This window comes from Pseudomonas putida, from assembly GCF_050989985.1.
Taxonomy (GTDB): Bacteria; Pseudomonadota; Gammaproteobacteria; order Pseudomonadales; family Pseudomonadaceae; genus Aquipseudomonas; species Aquipseudomonas putida_AI.
In genome coordinates, this window is record NZ_CP158815.1 from 4055190 (window position 1) to 4080310 (window position 25121).

Consider the following 25121-nt stretch of genomic DNA (forward strand, 5'->3'; position numbering starts at 1 on the left):
CGGCAGCTTCAACATCTCCATTGCCTGACACAACGCCATCGCGGGCAGGCTCGCTCCTACAGGGGGTGTGGTGTGGTTATTTGCGTAGTTCGCGCTTGAGGACTTTGCCGGCCGCTGAAAGGGGTAATGCGTCGCGAAATTCGATGGTCTTGGGGCACTTGTAGCCGGCGATGAATTCACGGCAATACCGGCGCAATTGTTCTTCGTCGACCCGGGCACCGGGCTTGCGCACCACGACCGCATGCACCGCTTCGCCCCATTGCGCATGGGGGATACCGATCACTGCGGCCTGCGCCACCGCAGGATGGCGCGCCAGGACGTTCTCGACTTCCGCCGAATAGACGTTCTCGCCACCGCTGACGATCATGTCCTTCAATCGATCAACGATGAACAGATAACCCTGTTCGTCCATATAGCCCCCGTCGCCGGTGTACAACCAGCCGCCGCGCAGTGCCCTGGCAGTTTCCTCGGGTTTGTTCCAGTAACCCTGCATGATGTTCGGGCCGCGCACGATGATCTCGCCCACCGTCCCACGCGGCACTTCCTCGCCCCGGGGGTCGACGATCTTCACATTGACCCCCAGCCCGCCACGCCCGACCGAACGCGACAGCCCGCTGTTGCGTGCGGCCAGCGTGTGATTGCACGGCAGATTGCTCGACACCACCGGACAGGCCTCGGTCAGACCGTAGGAATGGGACAACTCGATGTCCGGCAGCCGCGCCAGCACCTGCTCGACCATCTCCCCGGCACTGGGGGACGCGCCGTAGGTCAGACGCTTGAAGCTGCCAAGGTCACGACGCTCGAAATCGGGATGCGCCAGCAGCGCAAGGATCATGGTCGGCACCAACAGTGTTTCGGTGACCCGCTCACGTTCGATCACCCGCAGCACCTCGCCCGCATCGAAGCTCGCCAGCACGACATGGCTTTCACCGGCCAGAAACTGGATCAACGCGCGAGCCATGCCCGCGACATGGAACAGCGGCGCGACATGCAGCAGCCGACCGCCACGGATCGGCGGCATGTCGACCATGCGCGGCATGCAGGCCGACCACAAATTCCAATGGGATTGCATGACCCCCTTGGGAAAACCGGTGGTGCCGCCGGTGTACATGATGCAGGCCAGGTCCTCGCCGCCCCGCCCGGCGTCCTCCACCGGCGCGGCCTGGGCGATCAATTGCTCGTAACCGAGCATGCCCACCGGCACTTCGCCCTCGCCCGCATAAATAAACCGTGGCGCCTGGCGGGCGGTTTTTCGAATACCTTCGGCCAGCCCGGCAAAATGCTCATCGACAATCAGGATGCCGGTAGCGCAATCGTCCAGCGAATAGACAATCTCCGGCACGCTCCAGCGGATGTTCACCGGGTTGAGCACCCCGCCGCCCCACCACACGCCCATGATGTATTCCAGGTAACGGTCGGAATTGAGCGCGAGCATGCCGACCCGGTCGCCGGCCGTCATGCCCAGGGTCTGCAAGGCACTCGCCAGACGCGCGACGCGTTCGCCGAACTGGCGATACGTCCGGCGCCGCTCACCGAAAAGGGTCGCCAGGTGATCCGGGTTTTGCTGCAACGTGCGTTGCAGGCACTGAGTCATGTACATGGCGTCAGCTCACACCCCGATCCTTGCCGGCCCAGAACGGCTCGCGCAAATCACGCTTGAGCACCTTGCCGGCGCCCGACAACGGCAGCGCGGCGCGGAACTCGACGGTCTTCGGCGTCTTGTAACCGGCAATCTGGCGACGGCAATGTTCGATAATCTCCGCGCCCGGCACCTTGTGATCGGGCCGCAGCACGATCACCGCATGCACCGCTTCACCCCATTGCTGGCAGGGAATGCCGATCACCGCGCAGGCCGCGACCGCCGGGTGACTGGCGATGGCGCTCTCGACTTCGCCGGAATACACGTTCTCGCCACCGCTGACGATCATGTCCTTGAAGCGGTCAACGATGTAGAGATAGCCGTTCTCGTCCATGTAGGCGCCGTCGCCGGTGTGCATCCAGCCGCCACGCAGGACCTGGGCGGTTTCCTCCGGTTTGTTCCAGTAGCCGAGCATGATGTTCGGGCCGCGAACCAATACTTCGCCGACGGTGCCCCGCGGGACTTCGTTGTCCTGTTCGTCGACGATGCGCACGGTCACGCCAAGCCCGGGACGCCCGGCTGAACGCAACCGGCCATTGGCGATGCCCTCGGGCCCATGGTTTTCCGGACCGTTGGCGGTGATCGGCGGCGCCGCTTCGGTCATGCCGTAGCCCTGGGTGAACTCCACGTTCGGCAGCGCCTTGAGGGCCATTTCCAGCAGCGGCACGGCAATGGGTGAGGCGCCGTAGGTCAGGCTGCGCAGGCAGCTGAGGTCATGTCGGGGGAACTCGGGGTGCATGATCAGCGCCTGCAACATGGTCGGCACGATCAGGATGTCGGTGATCCGCTCGCGCTCGATGGTCTGCATCACGTCCAGCGCATCGAAGGCCGGGACGAAAATGCTCGGCAGGCCGATCAACGAGATCAGGATCACCCGCGACAGCGCCGCCAGATGGAACATCGGCGCGATATGCAGGGTCAGCGCATCGGCCGGCACCGGCACATCCGCCGCACGGGCCACGGCCGCCGTCCACAGGTTCATATGCGATTGCATCACGCCCTTTGGCTTACCAGTGGTGCCGCCGGTGTACAGGATGCTGGCAAGGTCGTCGCCACCCCGGAACGCGTCGTCGACCGGTGTCGCCCCGCGGATCAGCTGCTCATAGGACAACATGCCCTCGGGCGCCGGACCATCGCCGATGTGGATCAGCAGCGGAGGCACCTTCGCCGAGCCGGCGATTTTTTCCGCCATCGGCAGGAAGGTGTCGTCGATCATCAGGATGCGGGTGTCGCAGTCATCCAGCGAGTAGACGATTTCCGGCACGCTCCAGCGGATGTTGACCGGGTTGACCACGCCGCCGCCCCACCAGGTGGCCAGGTAATACTCCAGGAAGCGGTCGCTATTGAGGCCCAGCAGGCCAACCCGGTCGCCGGGCTGCATGCCAAGGTGCTGCAAGGCGCCGGCAAGACGGGCGACCCGCTCGGCCAGTTGCGCGTAGGTGTGACGGCGGTCGCGATAGACCGTCGCCAGGGCATGGGGCTGTTGTTGCAGCATGCGGTGCAGCCCTTGGGTCAGATACATGTGCCTCTCCTGTGAATTATTGTTGTCAGGCAAGAACGCTGGCGGCGGTGCAGCGCCACGTCAGGCGCCGGTGTATTTGGGTGAACGTTTCTCGGCCATGGCCTCGCGCCCTTCGGCGTGATCCTTGCTGTCGCGCAGCAAACCCCAGTGCAGGTGGGCCTGGGTCGCGAAATCCCTGGGTGTCATGTGCGCCGATTGCAGCGCCAGGCGCTTGATCGACTGCACCGCCAGCGGGCCGTTGGCCGCGATGCGTTCAGCCAGGTTCAGGGCAGCCGGCATCAGCTCGTCCTGGGGCAGCAGCTCAACGACCAGGCCGATGCGCAGGGCTTGCTCGGCGCTGATCGGCTCGCCCGTCAGAGCGATTTTCATGGCGTGGACCGCCGGTACCGCGCGCATCAGATACTGCACGCCACCGGCGGCCGGAATGGTCGCGTCCCGCACTTCGGGCAAGCCGAACGTCGCTCCCGCCGAAGCGATGCGCAGGTCACATTGCAGGGCCAGCTCAAGGCCCCCGCCGAGACAGGTACCATTGATGGCGGCGATCACCGGCTTCCAGATTTCCAGATCGCTGAGGTCGAACAGGCGCGTATAGCCACCCTCCTCGGCTTCGGTTTCGCGGCTTTTCAATGAACCGGCGACGTGGCCAGGCTCCGGCAGGAACCTGTCCTTCTGGGCCGCGCCACAGCAAAACGCGCGCTCACCGGCGCCGGTCAGGACGATGACCCGCACCTGTTCATCGTCCTGGCACGCCACCAGCGTCTTGCGCAGGTGCACCAGGTCGCTGACGCCGAGGGTATTGTTCGACGGTTGTGCATCGAGCGTGATGAGCGCCACGTGCTCGATGATCTTGAACTGAATGGCCATGGGCCTGACTCCTGCGCTGCGGGATACTGTTTTTGTTGTTCGCGGGCGTTCAGGCCGAAAAGCCCAGGCCCTGTTCACGCAGGCGCTCGATGGCCGCTGCGTCAAACCCCCAGTCGTTCAGCGCGCCCCGACCGTGCTCGCCACGCTCGGGGGCCGGCCGCGGGTGCGCCGAGGGCGTGCCGAGGAAACGCGGCGCCGGAACCGGCTGGACGATGCCCTCGACCTCGATGAAGCTGCCCCGCGCGCGGGCATGGGGATGCCCGGCGGCCTCGGCAAAACCCAGCACCGGCGCAACGCAAGCGTCGCTCTCGGCAAAGGCTTCGGCCCATTGCTCACGGGTGCGCCCAAGGAAGGCCCGGGTGAAGGCTTCGCGCAATTGCGGCCAGCCCGAACGGTCGTGTTGAGGGGGTAGCCCCGCGCCCGCCAGCCCTAGTATTTCCAGCATCTGGGCGTAGAAACGCGACTCGATCGGGCCGATCGACATGTACTGCCCGTCGCGGGTTTCGTAGGTGTCGTACCAGGGCGCGCCGCCATCGAGCAGGTTGCTGCCGCGCTGTTCGTTCCAGTGTCCGCCGGCCAACAGGCCCCAGATCACCGAGCCCAGTTGCGCCGCGCCTTCGGTCATGGCGGCGTCGACCACTTGCCCCGCCCCGCCTCGCTGCACGTTCACCAGCGCCGCCAGCACGCCCATCGCCAGCAACATGCCCCCACCGCCGTAGTCCCCCACCAGGTTGAGCGGCGGCACCGGGCGACCACCGGCCGGGCCGATGCCCGACAGCACGCCCGACAAGGCGATGTAGTTCAGGTCATGCCCGGCGCGCTCGGCCATAGGGCCGGTCTGGCCCCAACCGGTCATGCGGGCATAGACCAGGCGCGGGTTGCGCGCCAGCACGACGTCAGGCCCCAGGCCCAGCCGTTCCAGGGTGCCGGGACGAAAACCCTCGACTAGCACGTCGGCGCGTTCGATCAGCTCCAGGGCGGCCGCGACACTTTCCGGCCGCTTCAGATCAAGCGTCACCGAACGCCGATTGCGCCCGATGATGTCCGCACGCTTGCCCTCGAATTTGGGGCCCAGGTCGCTGGCCTTCACCGGACGGTCGATGCGCACCACGTCGGCACCCATGTCCGCCAGCAGCATGGTGCCAAAAGGCGCCGGGCCGATTGCTTCAAACTCCACCACTCGAATGCCGCTCAGTACACCCATTGTTGCCGCTCCATTGTTCTAACGGAGCGCCAGGCAGCACTCCTGTTTTTATGCCGACCAGTAGAACAATCCCTTTATCGCCGACCACCACCCGCATCGGGTGGCGGATGCCCAACACGGGGTCATGTCTCTCAAGCTCTGGGTTACACTCGAATGGATTCAGTGCATTCCCAAAATAAAAAAGATTCGGATCACCCATGGACAAACCCCGCAAACCCAGCGCCACGGACACGTCGGCCAGCCAGGTCCCCGCACCGGCACAGTCGCCGATCGTCAGTACCAAACTGATACCGCCGCGCAGTGCCGCACGCCTGATTTCCCGGGACCGGCTGCAGGAGCAAATGCTCAGGGCACGCCGCCAGCGCTGCATCGTGCTCAAGGGGCCCGCGGGCTGTGGCAAGACGTCGACCCTGATTGCCTGGCGCCAGGCGTTGCTGCCACTGGGTTTCGACGTGGCGTGGCTGACGTTGTCCGCCGATGACAACGAACTGACCCGTTTCCTGGATTATCTGCTGGCCAGTCTCGGCCAGATCGATCCATCCCTGGTGCACGAAGCCACTCAACTGGAGGGTCGCGGCATCGATGGCGAAGCCGTGGAACGCACCGTCATTACCCTGGTGCGCAGCATCGCCAGTCGCGGTCGTGAATTGGTGCTGGTACTCGACGACCTGCACCACCTGACCGACGTCGGCATCCATCAAGCCCTGCAATGGCTGATCGACTACGCGCCGGCCAACCTGCACCTGGCGTTGGTGTCGCGCAGCGTCGTGCCCTTGTCCCTGGCACGTTTGCGCAGCCAGGAGCTGGTGCTGGAACTGAACCTGCGCGACTTGCGCTTCACGCCGGCCGAGTCCGAGCAGTTTCTCAAGGCGCAGCTGGGCGAGATCAACGCCCGTGACGCCAGGCAAATGCACGAGCTGACCGACGGTTGGGTGGCCGGGCTGCAGTTGCTGGCCGTCAGCCGCAAGAAAAACCGGCCGGCCACCGACCAGACACAAGTGCGCGACGACCAGGCGTTCGCGAAGTTTTTCGAAGTCGAGGTTTTGTCTCACCTGACGCCGACAGACCTCGACCTGATGCTGCTCATGGCGGTCTGCAACCGTTTCTGTGCCTCGCTGTGCGCCGCGCTCAGCGGCAATCCGGATGCGGTCAGTTCAGCCAGCACCCTGCTGGCCCGACTGGAGCGGGACAACCTGTTCCTGATCCCGGTGGATGGCGCCGGGCGTGAAACCTGGTATCGCCTGCACCCGCTGCTGCGCGAAACATTGCTCAAATACTTCGACTCGCGCAGCAGGACCGAACAACAGGCGGTGCATGCACGGGCCTGGGTGTGGTTTCACGATCACCAGTATCTGGACGAAGCGGTGCACCATGCCGTCATGGCCGGCGACCCCGATGCCGCGGCGGATCTGGTGGAACAGCACGCCGAAGCGCTGTATGCCCATGGCGACCTGCGCATGTTGATCGAGCTGGTCCGGCTGCTACCGTTCGAGCAGGTACAGTCGCGGGTGAAACTGCGCATTCTCAAGGCCCGGATGCAACTCTATGCCAGGGATTTCGCGACCTGCGCCCAAAGCCTCGATCAACTGTTCAAGGACGTTCCCGAAAGCGACGTCCACGATCGTTTCATGATCGCGCTGCTGCGTGCCTCACTAGCCCTGCAACGCGATGACACTGACGCTGCGATGACTGTGCTGCCGCAACTGCTCGACCCGCCTGCCGGCAGCAACGCCATTGCCATTGGCTCGTGTCTCAATATCCTGTCCTGGCTCTACATGCACCGGGGTGACTACGAAAGGGCCCGTCAGGTGCAACTCGACCGCCCGGCCTTGCTGATCAATGGCGAACCCCTCCTGGGAACCACGGCGGGCAGCCTCCAGGGACGTTGCATGGTCGGTTTGAGTCACGCCCTGGAAGGCCAGATGAAGCAGGCGGAACGGGTTTATCGCGATGTGCTGCATGAAGCCGCCCAGTGCGGGAAAGCCGGTACCGACGCGACGTACCTCGCCACCGCCCTGTTGGGCGAAGTGCTCTACGAAACCAATGACCTGGACGCTGCGTTCAAACTGCTGGCGGGCTGGGTCGACATTCTCGAGCGGATTTCGATTCCGGACTCGGTCCTGCGCGTCCTCCAGGTGCTGTGGAAGGTCCAGTGGCTGGCCGGGAACCAGCAGGAAGCGTTCGCCTTTATCGAACGACTCGACGAGTACGCGATCAAGCTTGGCCTGGATCGCCTGCAGGCCTACTGCCTGACCTGGCAGGTGCACTGGAATACCTTGCTCGGCGAGAATGCAGTGGCTCAGGCCAAACTGACCCGGCTGGAGGCTATCGACGCCCGTCACCGCGACATCGGGCCCAGCGCATTCAAGGAAATCAACATCCTCACCGAGAACATACGGGCGCGCTGGCAAATTCACCAGGGTGACCTGGACGGTGCGCTGCAACGCATCGAACGGCTGATCGAAGCCTGTGACCTGCAACGCCGGCAGTTGGCCACAGTTCGTCTGATGGTCCTGAGCGCGGTGATCGAGTCCCGCCGTGGCAACCTGGAGATCTCGCGCACCAAAGTCATGGAAGCGCTGCGCCGAGGACAACGCCTGGGCATGCTGCGCAGCCTGCTCGACGCCCACCCCGATGCACTGGATCTGATCAGCGACATCGCCGGCAAGGAAGAAAACCTCGACCCGGTGCTGGCGTACTATGTCGAGCGCTTGCAAGCGGCGCAGATCTCGACCCCGGCCATCTCCGCGGGCAAACCGACACTGACCACGCCGGCAAAACCCCTCGCCACCGGCATCGAGCCCTTGAGCGACCGTGAAATCGAAGTCGTGCGCCTGCTGGCCCAGGCCCTGCCCAACAAAAAAATCGCCCGCGCCCTGGGCCTGTCCCCGGAAACCGTGAAATGGCACCTGAGCCACATCTACAGCAAGCTGGGCGTCAACAGCCGCGATGAAGCGGTGGCCAGGGTGCGCGACCTTGAATCGCAGGATGGCAACATCGGTTAAATGACACACAAACCTGCAGGAGCGAGCCTGCTCGCGAAGAGGCCGGTACATCCAGCATCGCCGGTGACTGACACACCGCCATCGCGAGCAAGCTCGCTCCTACAGGGGGGCGTGGCGTACACGACACCTGCGACCCACACCGAATAAATGTGGGAGCGAGCCTGCTCGCGATGAGGCCCGCACATCCAGCATCGCCGGTGACTGACACACCGCCATCGCGAGCAGGCTCGCTCCCACAGGGGTGCATGGCGTACACGGCACCTGCAACCCACACCGAATAAATGTGGGAGCGAGCCTGCTCGCGATGAGGCCCGCACATCCAGCATCGCCGGTGATTGACACACCGCCATCACGAGCAGGCTCGCTCCCACAGGGGTGCGTGGCGTACACGGCACCTGCAACCCACACCGAATAAATGTGGGAGCGAGCTTGCTCGCGATGAGGCCGGCGCATCCAGCATCAACGCTGACTGACACACCGCCATCGCGAGCAGGCTCGCTCCTACAGTGGTTTGTGCCGCTCCTTGAATCGGTGACTTTTACCTCGCCACCCACCTCGGGTGGCGTTCACCCAGGCCCCCCGCCCTATCGTAACCCTCAGTCCAAAGGCGCACCTCGCGCCTTGAATCAGCGCCTGGCACACGCCGGTCCGTGATCATTGAGGAGTCTTGCGTGCACATCGCCCGAACCGTTTTCCGCGACGACCATGAGATGTTCCGCACCACCGTGCGGCGCTTTTTCGAGCGTGAATGCCTGCCGCGCCAGGCTGAGTGGGACAAGGCCGGCCAGGTCGACCGCGAAACCTGGCTCAAGGCCGGTCGCGAAGGTTTGCTCGGCATCACCCTGCCCACCGAATACGGCGGTGGCGGCGGTGATTTCGGCCACTGCGCGGTGTTCAACGAAGAGTTCGCCCGGGCCGGCGTCAGCGGCGCCTACTTCGGCATGCACTCCGACGTCATCGCCCCGTACATCAACCGTTGCGGCAACGAAGAACAAAAACGCAAATGGCTGCCCGGCATCTGCGCCGGTGAAATCATCCTCGCCATCGCCATGACCGAACCCGGCACCGGCAGCGACCTCAAGGCCGTGCGCACCACCGCCGTGCGCGATGGCGACGAGTATGTGATCAACGGCAGCAAAACCTTTATCAGCAACGGCCTGACCGCCGACCTGGTCATCGTGGTGTGCAAGACCGACCCGGCCGCCGGCGCCAAGGGCATCAGCCTGATCGCGGTGGAAGCCAGTCGTGCTGGCTTCAAGCACGGCCGCAAACTCGACAAGGTCGGCCAGCACGCCCAGGACACCGCCGAGCTGTTCTTCGACAACGTCCGCGTGCCGGTGGGCAACCGGCTCGGCGAAGAAGGCCTGGGCTTCACTTACCTGATGGGCGAACTGCCGCAGGAGCGTTTTTCCATCGCCGTGTCCGCCGCCGCCAAACTGGAACGCCTGCTGGAGCAGACCACCGAATACGTGAAGGACCGCAAGGCCTTCAACCAGACCGTGTGGGACTTCCAGAACAGCAAGTTCAAGCTCGCCGACATCAAGGCCCAGGCCACCGCCATGCGGGTGATGGTCGATCACTACCTGGGCGAGCACATGCGTCGACGCCTGACCCTAGAAGAAGCGGCCATCGCCAAGCTCTACACCACCGAAACCCTGTGGAAATGCCTCGACGACATGGTCCAGCTGCATGGCGGCTACGGCTACATGATGGAGTACCCGATCGCCCGCGCGTTCGTGGACATGCGCGTCAACCGCATCTACGGCGGCACCAGTGAAGTCATGCGCGAATTGATCGCGCGCAAGCTCTGACCCTCAAAACAAAAAAGGAAAACCTCGATGAGCAATAAGGTATTCGTTGCTGGCGTCGGCATGATCCAGTTCAAGAAACCGGGGACCAACGAGCCCTACGACGTCATGGGTGAACAGGCGATCCGCCAGGCCTTGGCCGATTCGGGCCTGGACTTCAACGACATCCAGCAGGCCTACGCCGGCTACGTCTACGGCGACTCCACCTGCGGGCAGAAGGCCCTGTATCGCGTCGGCATGACCGGCATCCCGCTGGTCAACGTCAACAACAACTGCGCCACCGGTTCCAGCGCCCTGTTCCTCGCCCGCCAGGCCGTACAGAGCGGCGCCGTCGAGTGCGCCCTGGCCTTTGGCTTCGAGCACATGAACCCCGGCGCGCTGAAGTCCGCCTGGACCGACCGCGCCCCGGCCACCGAACGCGCCCTGTTGCTGGCCAACGAATTGATCGGCATGCCGGACCTGCCCAATGCGATTCGCCAGTTCGGCGGCGCCGGCTACGCGCACATGCAAAAGTACGGCACCCAGCTGGAAACCTTCGCCAAGATCCGCGCCAAGGCCAGCCGCCACGCGGCCAACAACCCGCTGGCGGTGTTCCGCAACGTGGTCAGCACCGAAGAAGTCATGGCCGCGCCGATGTTGTGGGAAGGCGTGATGACCCGCCTGATGGCCTGCCCGCCGACCTGCGGCGCCGCAGCGGCCATCGTGGTGTCCGAAGCCTTCGCGAAAAAACACGGCCTGCGCACCGATGTGTTGATGGCCGGCCAGGCGCTAACCACCGACTTGCCGAGTACCTACGACGCCAGGGACATGATCCGCGTGGTCGGTTTCGACATGACGCGCATGGCTGCCGACATCGCCTACAGCCAGGCCGGCATCCGCCCGAAAGACATCGACGTCATCGAACTGCACGACTGCTTCGCCCAGAACGAACTGCTGACCTACGAAGGCCTGGGCCTTTGCGAAGAAGGCGGCGGCGAGCGGTTGGTTTGCGATGGCGACAACACCTATGGCGGCAAATGGGTCACCAACCCGTCCGGCGGCCTGCTTTCCAAAGGCCACCCGCTGGGCGCCACGGGCCTGGCCCAGTGCTTTGAACTGACCCACCAGTTGCGTGGAACCGCCGAGCAGCGCCAGGTACAGAACGCGCGCATCGCCGTGCAGCACAACCTCGGCCTGGGCGGTGCCTGCGTGGTGACCGTGTACCAGAAAAACTGACGCGCCCGACAAGCAAAGGAGCCCTCCGGATGATCGACAAGAAACACATCGGCAGACAATTGCCCACCTTCCTCGCCACCGCCGAAGCCGGGCAACTGCGCTTCTTCGCCAAGGCCACCGGGGAAACCAACCCGATCTACTTCGATGAACAAGCCGCGCGCGACGCCGGGTATCCGAGCCTGCCACTGCCGCCGACTTTCCTGTTTTCGCTGGAATTCCAGATCCCGTCCAACGCCTGGCGCGACGAACTGGGGATCGTCACCGCGCGCATCCTGCACGGCGAGGAATCCTTCCGTTATCACCGCATGGCCTACGCCGGCGACACGCTGCGCTTCGATGTGCGCATCGCCGACATCTACGACAAGAAAGGTGGCGCCCTGGAGTTCGTGGTGCGCGAAACCCGAGTCACCAATCAGCACGGTGAGCACGTCGCGGATTTGCGCAGCGTGCTTGTACAGCGCAACAGCTGAAGCGGAGAACCCTGATGAACGCGATTAGCCTGGAAAAAATCAACATTGGCGACAGCCTGCCGCCATTGGCCCTGCCAGCGATCAACCGCACCACCCTGGCGCTGTTCGCCGGTGCGTCGGGCGATCACAACGCCATCCACATCGACACCGATTACGCCCGCCGCGCCGGCATGCCCGACGTGTTCGCCCACGGCATGCTGTCGATGGCCTACCTCGGTCGACTGCTGACGCAATGGGTCGATCAGCGCCAGCTGCGCGAGTTCGGCGTGCGCTTTCTCGGCATCACCCACCTGGGCCACCAGATCACCTGCACCGGCGTGGTCGTCGACCGCTTCGAGGTTCAAGGCGAGCATCGGATCAAAGTCGAAGTGCGCACCACCAACCAATACGGCGAGGCCAGGATCGTTGGCGACGCCGTGATCGCTCTGTAAACAAAACCAATCATTGAGGAGCAACACCCCATGGCAAAACTCGACGGGAAAGTCGCACTGGTCACCGGTTCCGGTCGTGGCATCGGCCAGCAGATCGCCCTGAAACTGGCGAGCGAAGGCGCGCGCATCGTGATCAACGACCTGGACGCCGATCCGGCCCATGAAACCGCCGAACTGATTCGCAAAATGGGTGGTGAAGCCGCCGTTTGCCACGGCAACGTCAGCGCCCCGGACTTCGGCGACCGCTACGTCAAGACCGCGATGGACAACTTCGGCGGCATCGACATCATCGTCAACAACGCCGGCTACACCTGGGATGACGTGATCCAGAAGATGAGCGACGAGCAGTGGTACGCGATTCTCGACTGCCACATGACCGCGCCGTTTCGCATCCTGCGTGCCGCCTACCCGATCATCAAGGCCCAGGCCCAGGCCGATGCAGCGGCCGAGCGCGAAGTGTTCCGCAAGGTGGTGAACATTTCCTCGGTCTCCGCCCTGAATGGCAACGCCGGGCAAATGAACTACTCCTCGGCCAAGGCCGGTGTAATCGGCATGACCCGCGCGCTGGCCCGCGAGTGGGGCCGCTTCAAGGTCAACGTCAACGCCGTGGCCTTCGGCTTCATCGAAACCCGCATGACCCGCGCCGACGCCCACGCCGGTGCGACAGTGAACATCGAGGGCCGTGACATCCGCGTCGGCATCAGCCCGGAAGCCGCCAAGTCGTTCGCCCAGCGCAACCCGCTGGGTCGTCCGGGCACGGTGCAGGAAGCCGCCGACGCGGTGTACCTGTTCTGCTCGCCGGAGTCGAACTACATCACCGCACAGACCATCGCGGTGGCCGGCAACCTGCAATAAACCCCGTGGGAGCAATGCTTGCTCGCGATGGACGTCAACGATGACGCGCTGTATCTGAATGATCGCGGTGTCTGGGCGTTTTTCGCGAGCAGGCTCGCTCCTGCAGGGGATGTACGTTCCGCCACCTGATCCGGGTGGCGCGTTTTCACCGCCCCCCCTTGAACATGGCCCTTGTTCGCCCTTCGCGACGCCCGACAACAAGGAGCCAGTCAGATGACTCGCATAACAAAGTGGCTGCCGACACTCGCCCTGGCAGTCCTTTCGGCAACCGCCGCCGCTGCCGAAAAACCCAACATCCTGGTGATCTTCGGTGATGACATCGGCCAGACCAACATCAGCGCCTATTCCATGGGCGTGGTCGGCTACAAGACACCAAACATCGACCGCATCGCCCATGAAGGCATGCTGTTCACCGACTACTACGCGGAAAACAGCTGCACCGCCGGGCGCTCGTCGTTCATTACCGGCCAGTCGCCCCTGCGCACCGGCCTGACCAAAGTCGGCGTGCCCGGTGCGCCCATCGGTATTCAGAAACGCGACATCACCATCGCCCAGGCGCTCAAATCCCAGGGCTACGCCACCGGCCAGTTCGGCAAGAACCATTTGGGCGACAAGGATGAGTTCCTGCCGACCAACCATGGTTTCGACGAGTTCTTCGGCAACCTCTACCACCTCAACGCCGAAGAAGAACCGGAACGCGCCTATTGGCCCAAGGATGACCCGGACTTCGTCAAGTCCCGCACGCCCCGTGGCGTGATCCACAGCTACGCCGACGGCAAGATCGAAGACACCGGTGCCTTGACCGCCAAGCGCATGGAAACCATCGACGATGAAACCACCGCTGCGGCGCAAGCGTTCATCGAGAAACAGGCCAAGGCCGACAAACCGTTCTTCGTGTGGATGAACACCACGCGCATGCACCTGTTTACCCACGTGCGCGACTCGATGAAGGGCCAGAGCGGCATGCCCGGCAACGACTACGCCGACGGCATGCTTGAGCATGACGGCGACGTCGGCAAGCTGCTCAAGACGCTGGATGACCTGAAACTCACCGACAACACCATCGTGGTCTACACCACCGACAACGGCCCGAACCAGTTCTCCTGGCCGGACGCGGCGACCACGCCATTCCGCAACGAGAAGAACTCCAACTGGGAAGGCGCCTACCGGGTGCCGGCCATCGTTCGCTGGCCAGGCAAGATCAAGGCTGGTGAAGTCTCCAACGAAATGTTCTCGGGGCTTGACTGGTTCCCGACCCTGCTCGCAGCGGCGGGCGACACCGAGGTCAAGGACAAGCTGCTCAAGGGCTGGACGCCGACGGCTGCCAGCACCAGCTTCAAGGTGCATCTGGACGGCTATAACCAGTTGCCCTACCTGACCGGGCAAAAGCCGAAAGGCGAACGCCGCGAGTTCTACTACTTCAACGACGACGGCGTGCTGGTGTCGATGCGTTACGACAACTGGAAAGTGGTGTTCGCCGAACAACGCGAGCCCGGTGGTTTCGCGGTGTGGAGCAGTCCGTTCGTGCCGTTGCGCGTTCCCAAGCTCTTCAACTTGCGCATGGACCCGTATGAACGCGCGGACATGGTCTCCGACCAGTATTACGACTGGACCGTGAAGAATTCGTACCTGTTGGCTGCCGGCGTGGCCAAGGCCGCGAGATTCCTGCAAACCTTCGTCGAATACCCGCCCAGCCAGAAGCCGGCCAGTTTCAGCGTGGACCAGATCCGGGCGGCGGTGGACGCGAAAATCGAAGAGAAAAGCAAAGCCCAGGTAAAACCCTGATCGGTGATCGCCACATACCCTGTAGGAGCGAGCATGCTCGCGATGGACGTCAACGAAAACGCGGGATACCTGAAGCACCGCGTTATCCGGAGGTTTTTCGCGAGCATGCTCGCTCCTACAGGTCTTTGGGCGGCTCGGCCGGGGCCGTGAACCATTTGTCCTTCGGCACGCGCTTTTCTTCCTCCGGATCGCCCAGATAGTGCGGCGACATGATCTGCACGCCGTACTCGTTGAACACGTCCTGAATATTGGCGTGCAGCATGCTCAGCAACACGGCGCGGGGCCGGGGCTGGCTGGGGATGGCCTGCGCCACCAAACGATATTCAGGGTAGAAATCGGAAAGCGCTGTCTGGAACACCTGTGCCGGCGGGGTCTCGAGGATACCGGGGGTACGCCTGGCGGCCTCCAGCAACATCGCTTCCACCTGCCGCCACGGCGTGTCGTAGCCGATGGTCACCACCGTATCCACCACATAGCCAGGCCCTTGCACGGTGCGCGAATAGTTCTTGGTGACCGTGCCGGTGATCATCGAGTTGGGCAAAGTCAGCACTTCCCCGAGGCCGGTGCGGATGCTGGTGGTGAACATGCCCAGTTCCGTCACCGTGCCTTCGTATTCGCCAATGCGCACGAACTCGCCGGGGCGCAGGGTTCGGGTGTAGGTCAGGATCAGTCCCGCCGCTGCCTGACCAACCACACTGGTGGCACCCAGCGAAATCATCAAGCCGATCAACACCGACAAGCCCTTGAAGGCATCGGTGCCTGCACCGGGCAGGTACGGATAGGCCATCGCCAGGGCAAACAGCCAGATCGCCAGGGAAGTCAGGCGCTGGGTCGGTTGCAGGGTTTCCGGGTTCAGCCAGCTGAAGGTCCCCGGCACGGCCATGCGCCTGAGCACACGCCGACTGAACGCCGTAGCGCCACGGGCGATAAAGAAGATCGCCAGCGCCACCCCAAGGCCGGGGATGGCGCCGATGATCGCCTGAAACAAGTAACCGGCCACTTCCAGCAGGTAATTGTTGAGGCTCTCACCCCAGGGCCGGGTGTAGGGGAATCGCGACAGGACAAACCCCAGCCACTCATAGGTCAGCAGCAACAAGACCAACCATCGCAGAAGCCACAACAGGCGAACGACCAGCGGATACAGGTAGTTGGCCTCAAGCACCTGCACCCGCCCGACTTTCAGCGCGCGCGTGTGCCGATCCATCAGCTCCGGCAGGCGCAGGAGCAACAGGCGCCGCAGATAAGCCACGCCCCAGAGCAATGCGAAGTAAATGCCCGTGGCAATGGCCGCCGCAGCGAGCGAGCGCAGAATCAAGTGCAGGTTTCGCGCTTCCCCGGTTTCCGCCACCACCTGGCGCAGCTTCGCCGCTGCACCTTCCGCTGCCAGCTGGACAGAGGCGTATTCGCCATCGTCGACGTCCCTGGGCGAAACGATGAAGGCGCGTCGGTAGCCCAGCAGCACCATGTAGCTGTCCTGGATCGGGTCGACGGTAACGGTCAGATCCTCGGACTCATCCAGAGACTCGCTGATCACCGCTTTCGCCCGTTTCACCCGCGAAGCCGGCGCCTCACCGAGCAGCGTGGCGCGAAAGACGATGATGCTGCGGTTGGCGACTTTCAGCTCGGCGGGATCTTCAACCGGATTCAGCGCATCCCCGGTCCATGCCAGCATCGGCCAGAACAGGCTGAAAACGACCAGCAATATGGCAGGCAACCTGCTCCGCATGTGTCTATTCCTTGGGTCACAGGTGTGAGGAGTGGTGGTTACAGAAGGCAGCGTAGTTCAGCGATCAAGGGTTGTCAGATTGGGGCGCGATGTAACGTTCAATGATGATCCACTGTAGGAGCGAGCCTGCTCGCGATGGACGACAGAGCACCGCAGGGTGTCAGGCTGCCAGCGTTATCGTTGACGACCATCGCGAGCAGGCTCGCTCCTACAGTGGATTGATGGTGGCTGTCAGGCCACTTCACTCAACGACAAAAAACAGGGCCGCCAACAGCAATCATCCACCGACACGGGCCTCTTACCATCAAGGTTCTTCATCCCAATACAAGAGAAGAACCATGGCCGCCTCCCTCCAGAAACAGGGCGACAGCGCCGATTATTCGGTGGTCGCCGTTCCCGCATCACACCGCATGCATAAAGGTTCGCTGACGATGGCCTGGTGGGGCATTTGCAGCGCGATGTTCTGGCTGGTGGTGTCCGCCACGCTGGCCATGACCTTTGGCACCCGAAACGCAATCGTTGGCCTGCTGTTATCGGTGGTCACCTACGCGGCCATCAACGCCGTGATTTCCCGCTATGCGATCAAGACCGGGCTGTCGGTCGCGCTGTTTTCCAGGGTGCTGTTCGGGCGCAAGGGCGCGGTCCTGGCGACCCTGATTTTCTTCGCCACCGCCACCTACTACAGCGTGTTCGAAGGCTCAGTGATTGCCATTGCGATCCAGGGGTACGTGCCGAGCCTGTCGATCAATCAGGCGTATTTGCTGGTGGTGCTGTACAGCGTGCCGTTGATATTGGGCCGCGTGCAGAACTGGATGGACAAGCTCAACGGCGCGCTGCTGCCCTTCTATCTGATCGGCCTGGTCGCCCTGGTCGTGATGACCATTGGGCAATACGGCTACAGCAACGCATGGCTGCAAATGGGCCCGGCCACAGGCCCGGTCGAGAACGGCTGGTGGGATTGCTTCAGCTACTTCATGGGCGTGTGGATCCTGATGATGTACACCTGGGACTACGCGCGTTTCGGTCGTCAGGAAGACGCCAGCTATCACGCCCGCTTCAACTTCGGCCTGCCCTTCTACATCTTCACCTTTTTGATCAACGGCCTGGTCGGCATCTTCCTGGCCGGGACCATTCCCACCTCCGGCGGCCTGAGCGAAGTGTCGGTGGTGATGGCGATCATCGAGCTGATGGGCATCTGGGGCCTGGTTTTCGTCTGGGTCAGCCAGACGCGGATCAACTCGGCGAACTTCTACCTCGCCGCGACCAACATGCAGGCGTTCTTCGGCGGCGTGGGGCTGGCCAGGGTGCCCTATGGGGTCTGGGCGATGGCCGTTGGCGCACTGGTCTACACCCTGATGCGCCTGAACGTGTTCGATTACATCCTGCAGGCGCTGTCGTACCAGAGCATCTTCGTGGTGGCCTGGGTGGCGATTGCCCTGGCGCATATTTTCTCGCCCCGCTACAGCCAGCTGTTCCAGGATCGAATCGAATACGAGGTGGATCGGGTCAGCGCCTTCAATCCGTGCGGTCTCGGCGCCTGGTTCCTCGCCGCGGCGCTGGGCATCGCCCTGCTCAACAGTGGCCATGCGGCCCTGGCGACCTGGTCGGCACCAGTGACCTTCATCAGTGCCTTCAGCGCTTACTGGCTGCTGCTCAACAACGCCCGGCGCAGCTGGTTCGTGCGTGCCAATTACACCTGATTCCCCACCCCTGCGCCCCTGTAGGAGCGAGCTTGCTCGCGATGGACGTTAACGATGACGCGTACTTCCTGAAAGCCCGCGGTGTCCTTGCATGCATCGCGAGCAAGCTCGCTCCTACAGGTTTCTGGTGCCTTCCACCTGTAGAAACGGTGCACTGGACGGCAAAAACCAGTGCACTTTGCGCCAAGCCAGCCACCGGTTCAGGCGCGTAGCTTGGTGGCGTGGGTTAGACGTTCGTCCTGACCTCCACCTGGATAACAACAAGATTTCTGGTGACCCATGAGTACAGTAGATCCGATCACCCTGGCCGTTGTGCGGGGCGCGCTCGAAACCGCCCAGCGCGAAATGACCATCACCCTCGAGAAAACCGGCCGTTCGAGCGTTTTCAATCTGGCTCACGACTACTCCAACGCCCTCTTCGATCACCTGCCGGAAATGATCCTGCAGGGCCAGGACATCCCGATTCACCTCGGCTCGCTGATTCCGGCAATGAAATGCGTAGCCGGGTTCTTCGGCGATGACATCCAGGAAGGCGATGTGATTTATCACAACGACCCCGCCTACCAGGGCAGCCATATCCTCGATTGCTGCATGTACAAGCCGGTGTTCTTCAAGGGCGAGCTGGTGTTCTGGGCGGTGTGCAAGGGCCACCTGACCGACATCGGCGGCCCGGTACCCGCCGGCTACAACCCGGACGCCAAGGAAATCTACGCCGAAGGCTTGCGCATCCCGCCGGTCAAACTCTGGTCCCGGGGCAAGCGTCGCGAGGACGTGATCAATCTGCTGCTGACCAACATGCGCGCCCGTGCCTACCAGGAAGGCGATCTCAATGCCCAGTACGGCGCGTGCAACGTCGGTGAACGGCACCTGCTGGAACTGCTCGACCGCTACGGCGTGGAACAGGTGCGCGCATGCATCGCCGAGCTGAAGGACATGGCCGACCGGCACATGCGTGCCCTGCTGCGCGACGTGCCGGACGGTTTCTACACCGGCACCGCCGTGCTGGAAGACTCCGGCCACGGGCTGGGGCAACTGTCGATCACCGCGCAGGTGGAAATTCGCGGCGACGAGGCCCATGTGCTGATCGAAAGCCCGCCGCAGGTGCCGTACTTCATCAACTCCTACGCCGGCAACTCGGTGTCCGGGGTTTACCTGGGGCTGATGATGTTTGCCCAGGTGCCACCGCCCTACAACGAAGGCCTGTACCGCTGCGTGTCCGTCGACCTCGGCCCGCCCGGCACCCTGTGCAACGCCCGGGAACCGGCGCCCCACGTCAACAGCACCACCACGCCGATGGAAACCCTGGCCGACGCGGTACGCCAGGCCCTGGAGCAGGCCGCACCGGATCGCGTCACCGCTTCCTGGGGCCACGCCAGCGGGATCAACATCGCCGGCCACGATCCGCGCAACAGCAATGACGAATACGTGACCATGGTACTGGCCTCGATCATCTCCGGCGCCGGGGCGAACAAGGCCATGGACGGTTGGCCGGCGTGCGGTCCGCTGTGCTGTTTCGGCGCCTTGATGTCCGGTGATATCGAGCTGCTGGAGTACTCCTACCCGATCCTGATTCACCGCTACAGCCTGATGACCGACAGCGGCGGCGCCGGCGAATTTCGCGGCGGTTCGGGCACCCGCATCGAGATCGAACCGCTGAACCACGACATGACCGTGGTCGGTTTCGGCGAGGGCCGGCAACTGCCGACCTCCGGTGCCGCGGGCGCGACCAACGTGCTGCTCGAACCCAAGCTGGGCCGGCTGATTCACCGCAAGGCCGACGGCGAGGAACAGCATTTCATCCATAACGCGCAAATCACCGCGCAACCGGGAGAACGGGTGATCAACGTCAACCCCGGTGGCGGTGGCTACGGCAACCCATTGCGCCGCCCGATCGCCAGCGTGCTGAACGATGTGCGCGACGGCCTGGTGTCGGTGGAAGGCGCGCGCCTGGAGTACGGCGTGGTGATCGACGGCAATGGCCAGGTCGATGACGCCGCCACCCGCGCCTGCCGCGACCTGCACTGATCGCCCCCGGCCCCTTTGAGCAATCTGGAATCCCTCATCATGACCAAGCAACAATATCGTCTGGGCATCGACGCCGGCGGCACCTTCACCGATTTCATCCTGGCTGATCGCAGCGGTAACGTGCAGCTGTTCAAGGCCCCGTCCACGCCACAGGACGGCACCCTGGCCATCCGCAATGGCCTGGCACAGATCGCCGACGCCATCGGCCGCACACCGGCCGAAATCATTGCCGACTGCGACCTGTGCATCAACGGCACCACCGTGGCCCTCAACGCGCTGATCGAAAAAACCGGGGTCAAGGTCGGCCTGCTGTGCACCGACGGCCACGAAGACAGCCTGGAGATCCGTCTGGGCCACAAGGAAGACGGGCATCGCTACGACGCCGCCTACCCGCCGGCCTACATGCTGGTGCCACGCCACCTGCGCCGGCCTGTCAAAGGGCGGATCCTCAGTGACGGCAGCGAATATGCCCCACTGGATGAACACGCCATCAACGAAGCCATCGAGTACTTCCGCCAGCAGGAGGTCAAGGCCGTGGCCATTTCCTTCGTCTGGTCGGTGCGCAACCCGGCCCACGAACAGCGCGCCGCCGAGATGGTGCGCGCGGCCTTGCCAGGCGTGTTCGTGTGCACCGGCAATGAAGTGTTCCCGCAGATCCGCGAATACACCCGTACCTCCACCACTGTGGTCAACGCCTACCTGAGCCCGGTGATGGGTCGTTACATCGAGCGCATCGACGCCTTGTTCGAAGAGCTCGGCGCACAGCAGCCCACCCGCTACTTTCAATCCAACGGCGGCCTCGCGCCGGGCGTGGTGATGCGCGAGCGTGCGGTCAACGCGATCAACTCCGGCCCCGCCTCCGCGCCACAAGCCGGCCTGTGCGTGGCCCAGCCGTTCGGCATCGACAACGTGATCACCGTGGACATGGGCGGCACCTCGTTCGACATCACCTTGAGCAAGTCGGGGCGCACCAACTTCAGCAAGGACACCGACTTCCTGCGCTATCGCATCGGCGTGCCGATGATCCAGGTGGAAACCCTCGGCGCCGGCGGTGGCTCGATTGCCTACCTCGATGACTTCGGCATGCTTCAGGTCGGCCCGCGCAGTGCCGGCGCCAACCCGGGGCCGGTGTGCTACGGCAAGGGCGGCACCGAGCCGACCGTCACCGACGCCAACCTCGCCCTGGGCTACCTGGCCGACGGCGCCCTGCTGGGCGGCAGCATCCGCCTCAACCGCAAGGCAGCCATCGAGGCAATCCGCAGCAAAATCGCCGACCCCCTGGGCATCAGCGTGGAACGGGCGGCCATCGGCATCATCACCCTGGTCAACCTGAACATGGTCAGCGGCATTCGCCGGGTCTCGGTGGAGCGCGGTTATGACCCCCGGGACTTCGCCCTGATCGGCGCCGGTGGCGCGGCGGGCATGCACGTGATGCGCCTGGCCGAGGAAATCGGCAGCAAGGTGGTGCTGATCCCGAAAGTGGCCTCCGGCCTGTGCGCCTACGGGCAGATTCTCTCGGACATCCGCTACGACCAGCTGACCACCCTGCCGATGCGCCTGGACGACGAGCTGGTAGACCTGCCCTTGCTCAACCGCACGTTGCGCGACCTGCGCGAGCGCGGCATGGGCAACCTGCGCGACGACGGCTTCGGCGCCGGCAACAACGTCGAATGCCACTACAACCTGGAGATCCGCTACCTCGGCCAGGTCCACGAATGCAGCGTCGAGTTGACCTGCGATCAGCTGGATCAGGCTGGTCTGGCCGCCCTGCGCGAGGCGTTCCATACCCGGCACAAGGCGCTGTTTTCCTACAGCGAGCCGCAAAGCCCGGCGGAACTGGTCAACCTCGAATGCTCGGTGATTGCACGGCTGCAACGCCCGCCGATGCCTGAGCTGTCGCAACCACTGGAGAACGTCGCGGCCAAGGCCAGCGCTCATCGGTCCATGCTGTTCAGCGCCCAGGCCGCGTGGCAGGACACGCCGGTGTACAACGGCGAACACCTGCAATCGGGGCAAACCGTCAAAGGCCCGTGCGTGATCGAAGAGTCGACGACCAACATCGTCGTGCCGCCGGGCTGGCAGGCGACGCTGGCGCCGTCGGCCACTTACCGGCTGACGCCTGACGATTGACCGCCCGCCAGCAATGGCAAATGATGGCAAACCAACGGTGCCGGCGGCTTGTAGCCCCGGCACCGTCCTCATAATAAAAATCATACGAGGACAGCCATGGCCTACAAACTCTCCACCCGCGCCTGGTCCGACAGCCAGTGCCAGCCGCTCTGGGCGGAGGCGATCGCCAGTGCCTATTTTCCTCTGTCCCTGGAATTCGCCCCCGGCGGGCGCTTCAGCGGCAGCCTGCAGATCTGGGAAACCGGCAGCACCCCGCTGACCCTGTCCCGCCTGCGTTCCAGCCAACTGGGCTATTCGCGCAGCAAGGCCCAGGTCAGTGAAGACCGCGAAGCCTGTTATCTCGTGACCGTGCCCCGGCGTGGCGAAGTGCATTTCGAGCAGGACGGCCGCGCCCTGCATTGCCAGCCCGGTGGGTTCATCTTCGAGCGCGGCGACGCGCCCTACCGCTTTCACTACGCCTGCGACAACGATCTGTGGGTGTTCAAACTTCCCGAACGGGCGCTGCACGGACAACTGCGCGGCGCCGAGCGCTACACTCGTTTCTGCTTCGACGCCAAGCGTGCCCTGGGGCGGATCTTTGTCGATCAACTGGCCATGTGCGCCGCCCGTTTCGATGAATGTAACGAAACCGCCCGGCACATGTTGCTCGACCAGGCCCTTTCGACGCTGTTGATGGCCCTGCGCGAAGATGAGCGCGTGCTCAGCAGTGAAAGTTCGAATCTGGCGGCCATGCATTTGCAACGCATCGAGCAATACGTCGACAAGCAACTGGGCAATCCCGACCTGTCACCGCAAAGGGTCGCCGACGCGTGCGGCCTGTCGGTGCGTTATCTGCACAAACTCTTCAGCGCCACACCCTACAGCCTCGGCGAATGGATCCGCCTGCGCCGCCTCGAAGCGGTCCACCGTGGCCTGCACGACCCCAACTGCCACCTGTCGATCGGTGAATTGGCCATGCGCTGGGGCTTCAGCGACCAGGCCCAATTCACCCGCAGCTTCCGCCAGCATTTCGGCTGCACGGCTCGGGAAGTGCGCAACGGTACGAGTCGCTCGCCGGTTGCCGTACCCCTGTAGGAGCTGCCGAAGGCTGCGATCTTTTGATCTTGCTTTTAAAAACAAAATCAAAAGATCGCAGCCTCGTTGCACTCGACAGCTCCTACAGAAAGGACAATTTAATTGTGGGAGCGAGCCTGCTCGCGATAAACGTCAGGACAACGCGGTCATTCAGACAGGGCGCGTTATCGTTGACGTCCATCGCGAGCAGGCTCGCTCCTACAGGGGCGGTACTTACTCGGTAACGCCGACCACCTGCTCAGGCCGAGGCTGGGCAGCGCTGACCGGTGCGTTGAGCAGCAGGAAGTACGCCAGGGCCGAACACAGCGCCACCACCGCACTGATCATGAACGCGGTATTGAACGAACCCGAGTACTCGATGCTGAAGCCGGTGACGATCGGTGCGACGGAACCGGCGATGTAGCCGCCGAAGTTCTGGATCGAACCGAACGAGGCCACCCGGCGGCTCTCGACGATGGTGTTGACGATCATCCAGGCCGTGGCGCTGGCCATGTTGATGCTGAACAGCGCCAGGCACAGCAGGATGATGCAACCGGTGAGCCCCGGGCCAAACGACAGCGGCAAGGTGAAGAGCGCGGCCAGCACCAGGCCGGTAATCACGCCGAACTTGCGGCTGGCCAGGATGCTCATGCCACGCCGTACCAGCATGTCGCAGAAGCGCCCGGCGACGATGGTACCGACCGCGCCGAAACCATAGGCCAGCGATACCAGCCATGCGGTCTTGTACAGGTTCATGCCATGTTCGCGCTCGAAGTAGCCGGGCAACCAGGTCAGGTGCAGCCACAGCATGTAGATCACACCCATGAAGCCCAGTACCGCGCCCCAGGTGCTGCGATGCTTGAACAGATCGAGCCAGCCGGCAAAGTAGGACACCTTCGGTTCCCGTGGGTCGACCGCCTGCGGCTTGTGCTCGCTCGGCAACGGCTTGCCTTCAGCCGCCAGCTCGGCCAGGTACTGCGCCTTGCTCTTGTAGAAGGTCAACCAGCACAGGGCCAGGACGACACCGATCACGCCGGTGATGATGAACATCCCGCGCCAGCCGAAGTTGACCATGAACAGGGTCAGCAAGGGCGGCGCCAGGCATGGGCCCAGGCAGGTCGACGACCAGACGATGCCGGTTGGTGTGCCGCGCTCGTTGGCATCGAACCATTCCGACAGGGCCTTGGCCGCCGAGGGAAACATCGGCGCCTCGCCAATCCCCAACACCACTCGCAGGCTCATGAAGCCGGCGAAGCTGTTGACCATGCCGAACGCCGACTGGGCGACAGACCAGGCCAGCAGCGAGGCACCCAGGGCGATCTTGCTGCCGAGGCGGTCGATGATCATGCCCATCGGCAACTGCGCGAAGGCATAGGCAATGGAAAACGCCGACAGCAGGATGCCCATCTGCGAGGGGCTGATCATCATGTCTTTCTGGATCGAGGTGTTGGCGATCGACAGCGCGCTACGGTCCAGGTAGTTGACGATGCCGATCAACAACAGGAAGACAACGGTGATGCTTTGGTACTTCTTCAGTGTTTTCATCTGATGGCCTTTATTATTGTTATTGCAGCGGTTTCGATGCCGGGGAAAACAAAAATCATGTTGGTTGCAATGCCCCCTGTGGGAGCGAGCCTGCTCGCGATGGGCGCAAGAACACCACGGGGTGTCAGACATCCAGCGTCATCG

17 protein-coding genes are annotated in these 25121 nt (G+C 63.4%); 11 read left to right on the forward strand and 6 right to left on the reverse strand.

What is annotated here, in order from left to right:
• Positions 1-76 precede the first annotated feature (76 nt).
• From ABTV29_RS18600 to ABTV29_RS18615, 4 genes are read right to left on the reverse strand one after another with little or no spacing between them, the layout of a single operon-like run.
• Positions 77-1600 carry a long-chain-fatty-acid--CoA ligase gene (locus ABTV29_RS18600; RefSeq protein WP_433766139.1) on the reverse strand — a complete coding sequence of 508 codons (1524 nt, stop codon included), beginning with the start codon at positions 1598-1600 and terminating at the stop codon, positions 77-79.
• 4 nt (positions 1601-1604) lie between these two features.
• Positions 1605-3161 carry an acyl-CoA synthetase gene (locus ABTV29_RS18605; protein ID WP_433766140.1) on the reverse strand — a complete coding sequence of 519 codons (1557 nt, stop codon included), beginning with the start codon at positions 3159-3161 and terminating at the stop codon, positions 1605-1607.
• Positions 3162-3221: 60 nt separating this feature from the next.
• Entirely contained in the window at positions 3222-4025 is an 804-nt protein-coding gene (locus ABTV29_RS18610) for an enoyl-CoA hydratase/isomerase family protein (RefSeq protein ID WP_433766141.1), read from the reverse strand.
• Positions 4026-4074: 49 nt separating this feature from the next.
• The gene (locus tag ABTV29_RS18615; RefSeq protein ID WP_433766143.1) at positions 4075-5229 is read right to left on the reverse strand and encodes a CaiB/BaiF CoA transferase family protein; all 1155 of its coding nucleotides are present in this window, start codon (positions 5227-5229) and stop codon (positions 4075-4077) included.
• Positions 5230-5426: 197 nt separating this feature from the next.
• Between ABTV29_RS18615 and ABTV29_RS18620 the strand changes: the two genes are divergently transcribed.
• From ABTV29_RS18620 to ABTV29_RS18650, 7 genes are all read left to right on the forward strand, one after another.
• Positions 5427-8234, forward strand: a complete 2808-nt coding sequence (locus ABTV29_RS18620) for a LuxR C-terminal-related transcriptional regulator (protein WP_433766144.1) — start codon at positions 5427-5429, stop codon at positions 8232-8234.
• A 710-nt stretch (positions 8235-8944) separates the two neighbouring features.
• Positions 8945-10045: an acyl-CoA dehydrogenase family protein gene (locus ABTV29_RS18625; protein ID WP_433771937.1), complete on the forward strand. Its 1101-nt coding sequence runs from the start codon at positions 8945-8947 to the stop codon at positions 10043-10045.
• Between the two features lie 27 nt (positions 10046-10072).
• Positions 10073-11257 carry a lipid-transfer protein gene (locus tag ABTV29_RS18630; protein ID WP_433766146.1) on the forward strand — a complete coding sequence of 395 codons (1185 nt, stop codon included), beginning with the start codon at positions 10073-10075 and terminating at the stop codon, positions 11255-11257.
• A gap of 29 nt (positions 11258-11286) precedes the next feature.
• Entirely contained in the window at positions 11287-11727 is a 441-nt protein-coding gene (locus ABTV29_RS18635; protein ID WP_433766148.1) for a MaoC family dehydratase N-terminal domain-containing protein, read from the forward strand.
• A gap of 14 nt (positions 11728-11741) precedes the next feature.
• Complete coding sequence (locus ABTV29_RS18640) at positions 11742-12158, forward strand: MaoC family dehydratase (protein ID WP_433766150.1); 417 nt, start codon at positions 11742-11744, stop codon at positions 12156-12158.
• Between the two features lie 30 nt (positions 12159-12188).
• Positions 12189-13013, forward strand: a complete 825-nt coding sequence (locus tag ABTV29_RS18645; RefSeq protein WP_433766152.1) for an SDR family NAD(P)-dependent oxidoreductase — start codon at positions 12189-12191, stop codon at positions 13011-13013.
• A gap of 213 nt (positions 13014-13226) precedes the next feature.
• Entirely contained in the window at positions 13227-14798 is a 1572-nt protein-coding gene (locus ABTV29_RS18650) for an arylsulfatase (RefSeq protein WP_433766154.1), read from the forward strand.
• Between the two features lie 115 nt (positions 14799-14913).
• On the opposite strand, the gene ABTV29_RS18655 is transcribed toward ABTV29_RS18650, so the two are convergent.
• The gene (locus ABTV29_RS18655) at positions 14914-16524 is read right to left on the reverse strand and encodes a mechanosensitive ion channel family protein (RefSeq protein ID WP_433766156.1); all 1611 of its coding nucleotides are present in this window, start codon (positions 16522-16524) and stop codon (positions 14914-14916) included.
• Between the two features lie 338 nt (positions 16525-16862).
• Between ABTV29_RS18655 and ABTV29_RS18660 the strand changes: the two genes are divergently transcribed.
• The 4 genes from ABTV29_RS18660 to ABTV29_RS18675 all read left to right on the forward strand — a co-directional run bounded on the left by ABTV29_RS18660 (position 16863) and on the right by ABTV29_RS18675 (position 23453).
• On the forward strand, positions 16863-18224 hold the full coding sequence (locus tag ABTV29_RS18660) for a purine-cytosine permease family protein (RefSeq protein ID WP_433766158.1): 1362 nt from the start codon (positions 16863-16865) through the stop codon (positions 18222-18224).
• 345 nt (positions 18225-18569) lie between these two features.
• Positions 18570-20249: a caprolactamase subunit beta gene (gene capB / locus ABTV29_RS18665; protein WP_433771939.1), complete on the forward strand. Its 1680-nt coding sequence runs from the start codon at positions 18570-18572 to the stop codon at positions 20247-20249.
• Between the two features lie 39 nt (positions 20250-20288).
• Positions 20289-22379, forward strand: a complete 2091-nt coding sequence (gene capA / locus ABTV29_RS18670) for a caprolactamase subunit alpha (RefSeq protein ID WP_433766159.1) — start codon at positions 20289-20291, stop codon at positions 22377-22379.
• 96 nt (positions 22380-22475) lie between these two features.
• Positions 22476-23453 carry a helix-turn-helix domain-containing protein gene (locus ABTV29_RS18675; RefSeq protein ID WP_433766160.1) on the forward strand — a complete coding sequence of 326 codons (978 nt, stop codon included), beginning with the start codon at positions 22476-22478 and terminating at the stop codon, positions 23451-23453.
• Positions 23454-23666: 213 nt separating this feature from the next.
• Here ABTV29_RS18675 and ABTV29_RS18680 read toward each other — a convergent pair whose 3' ends face one another.
• On the reverse strand, positions 23667-24977 hold the full coding sequence (locus ABTV29_RS18680; protein ID WP_433766162.1) for an MFS transporter: 1311 nt from the start codon (positions 24975-24977) through the stop codon (positions 23667-23669).
• Positions 24978-25121: the final 144 nt, after the last annotated feature.

Excerpts from the sequence above, each read along its gene's own strand:
- ABTV29_RS18610 (WP_433766141.1), bottom strand. The coding sequence starts at position 4,025 with ATGGCCATTCAGTTCAAGATCATCGAGCACGTGGCGCTCATCACGCTC.
- ABTV29_RS18660 (WP_433766158.1), top strand. The coding sequence starts at position 16,863 with ATGGCCGCCTCCCTCCAGAAACAGGGCGACAGCGCCGATTATTCGGTG.
- ABTV29_RS18675 (WP_433766160.1), top strand. The coding sequence starts at position 22,476 with ATGGCCTACAAACTCTCCACCCGCGCCTGGTCCGACAGCCAGTGCCAG.
- ABTV29_RS18680 (WP_433766162.1), bottom strand. The coding sequence starts at position 24,977 with ATGAAAACACTGAAGAAGTACCAAAGCATCACCGTTGTCTTCCTGTTG.
- capA (WP_433766159.1), top strand. The coding sequence starts at position 20,289 with ATGACCAAGCAACAATATCGTCTGGGCATCGACGCCGGCGGCACCTTC.
- ABTV29_RS18635 (WP_433766148.1), top strand. The coding sequence starts at position 11,287 with ATGATCGACAAGAAACACATCGGCAGACAATTGCCCACCTTCCTCGCC.
- ABTV29_RS18630 (WP_433766146.1), top strand. The coding sequence starts at position 10,073 with ATGAGCAATAAGGTATTCGTTGCTGGCGTCGGCATGATCCAGTTCAAG.
- ABTV29_RS18645 (WP_433766152.1), top strand. The coding sequence starts at position 12,189 with ATGGCAAAACTCGACGGGAAAGTCGCACTGGTCACCGGTTCCGGTCGT.
- ABTV29_RS18650 (WP_433766154.1), top strand. The coding sequence starts at position 13,227 with ATGACTCGCATAACAAAGTGGCTGCCGACACTCGCCCTGGCAGTCCTT.
- ABTV29_RS18620 (WP_433766144.1), top strand. The coding sequence starts at position 5,427 with ATGGACAAACCCCGCAAACCCAGCGCCACGGACACGTCGGCCAGCCAG.
- ABTV29_RS18625 (WP_433771937.1), top strand. The coding sequence starts at position 8,945 with ATGTTCCGCACCACCGTGCGGCGCTTTTTCGAGCGTGAATGCCTGCCG.
- ABTV29_RS18605 (WP_433766140.1), bottom strand. The coding sequence starts at position 3,161 with ATGTATCTGACCCAAGGGCTGCACCGCATGCTGCAACAACAGCCCCAT.
- ABTV29_RS18600 (WP_433766139.1), bottom strand. The coding sequence starts at position 1,600 with ATGTACATGACTCAGTGCCTGCAACGCACGTTGCAGCAAAACCCGGAT.
- capB (WP_433771939.1), top strand. The coding sequence starts at position 18,570 with ATGACCATCACCCTCGAGAAAACCGGCCGTTCGAGCGTTTTCAATCTG.
- ABTV29_RS18615 (WP_433766143.1), bottom strand. The coding sequence starts at position 5,229 with ATGGGTGTACTGAGCGGCATTCGAGTGGTGGAGTTTGAAGCAATCGGC.
- ABTV29_RS18640 (WP_433766150.1), top strand. The coding sequence starts at position 11,742 with ATGAACGCGATTAGCCTGGAAAAAATCAACATTGGCGACAGCCTGCCG.
- ABTV29_RS18655 (WP_433766156.1), bottom strand. The coding sequence starts at position 16,524 with ATGCGGAGCAGGTTGCCTGCCATATTGCTGGTCGTTTTCAGCCTGTTC.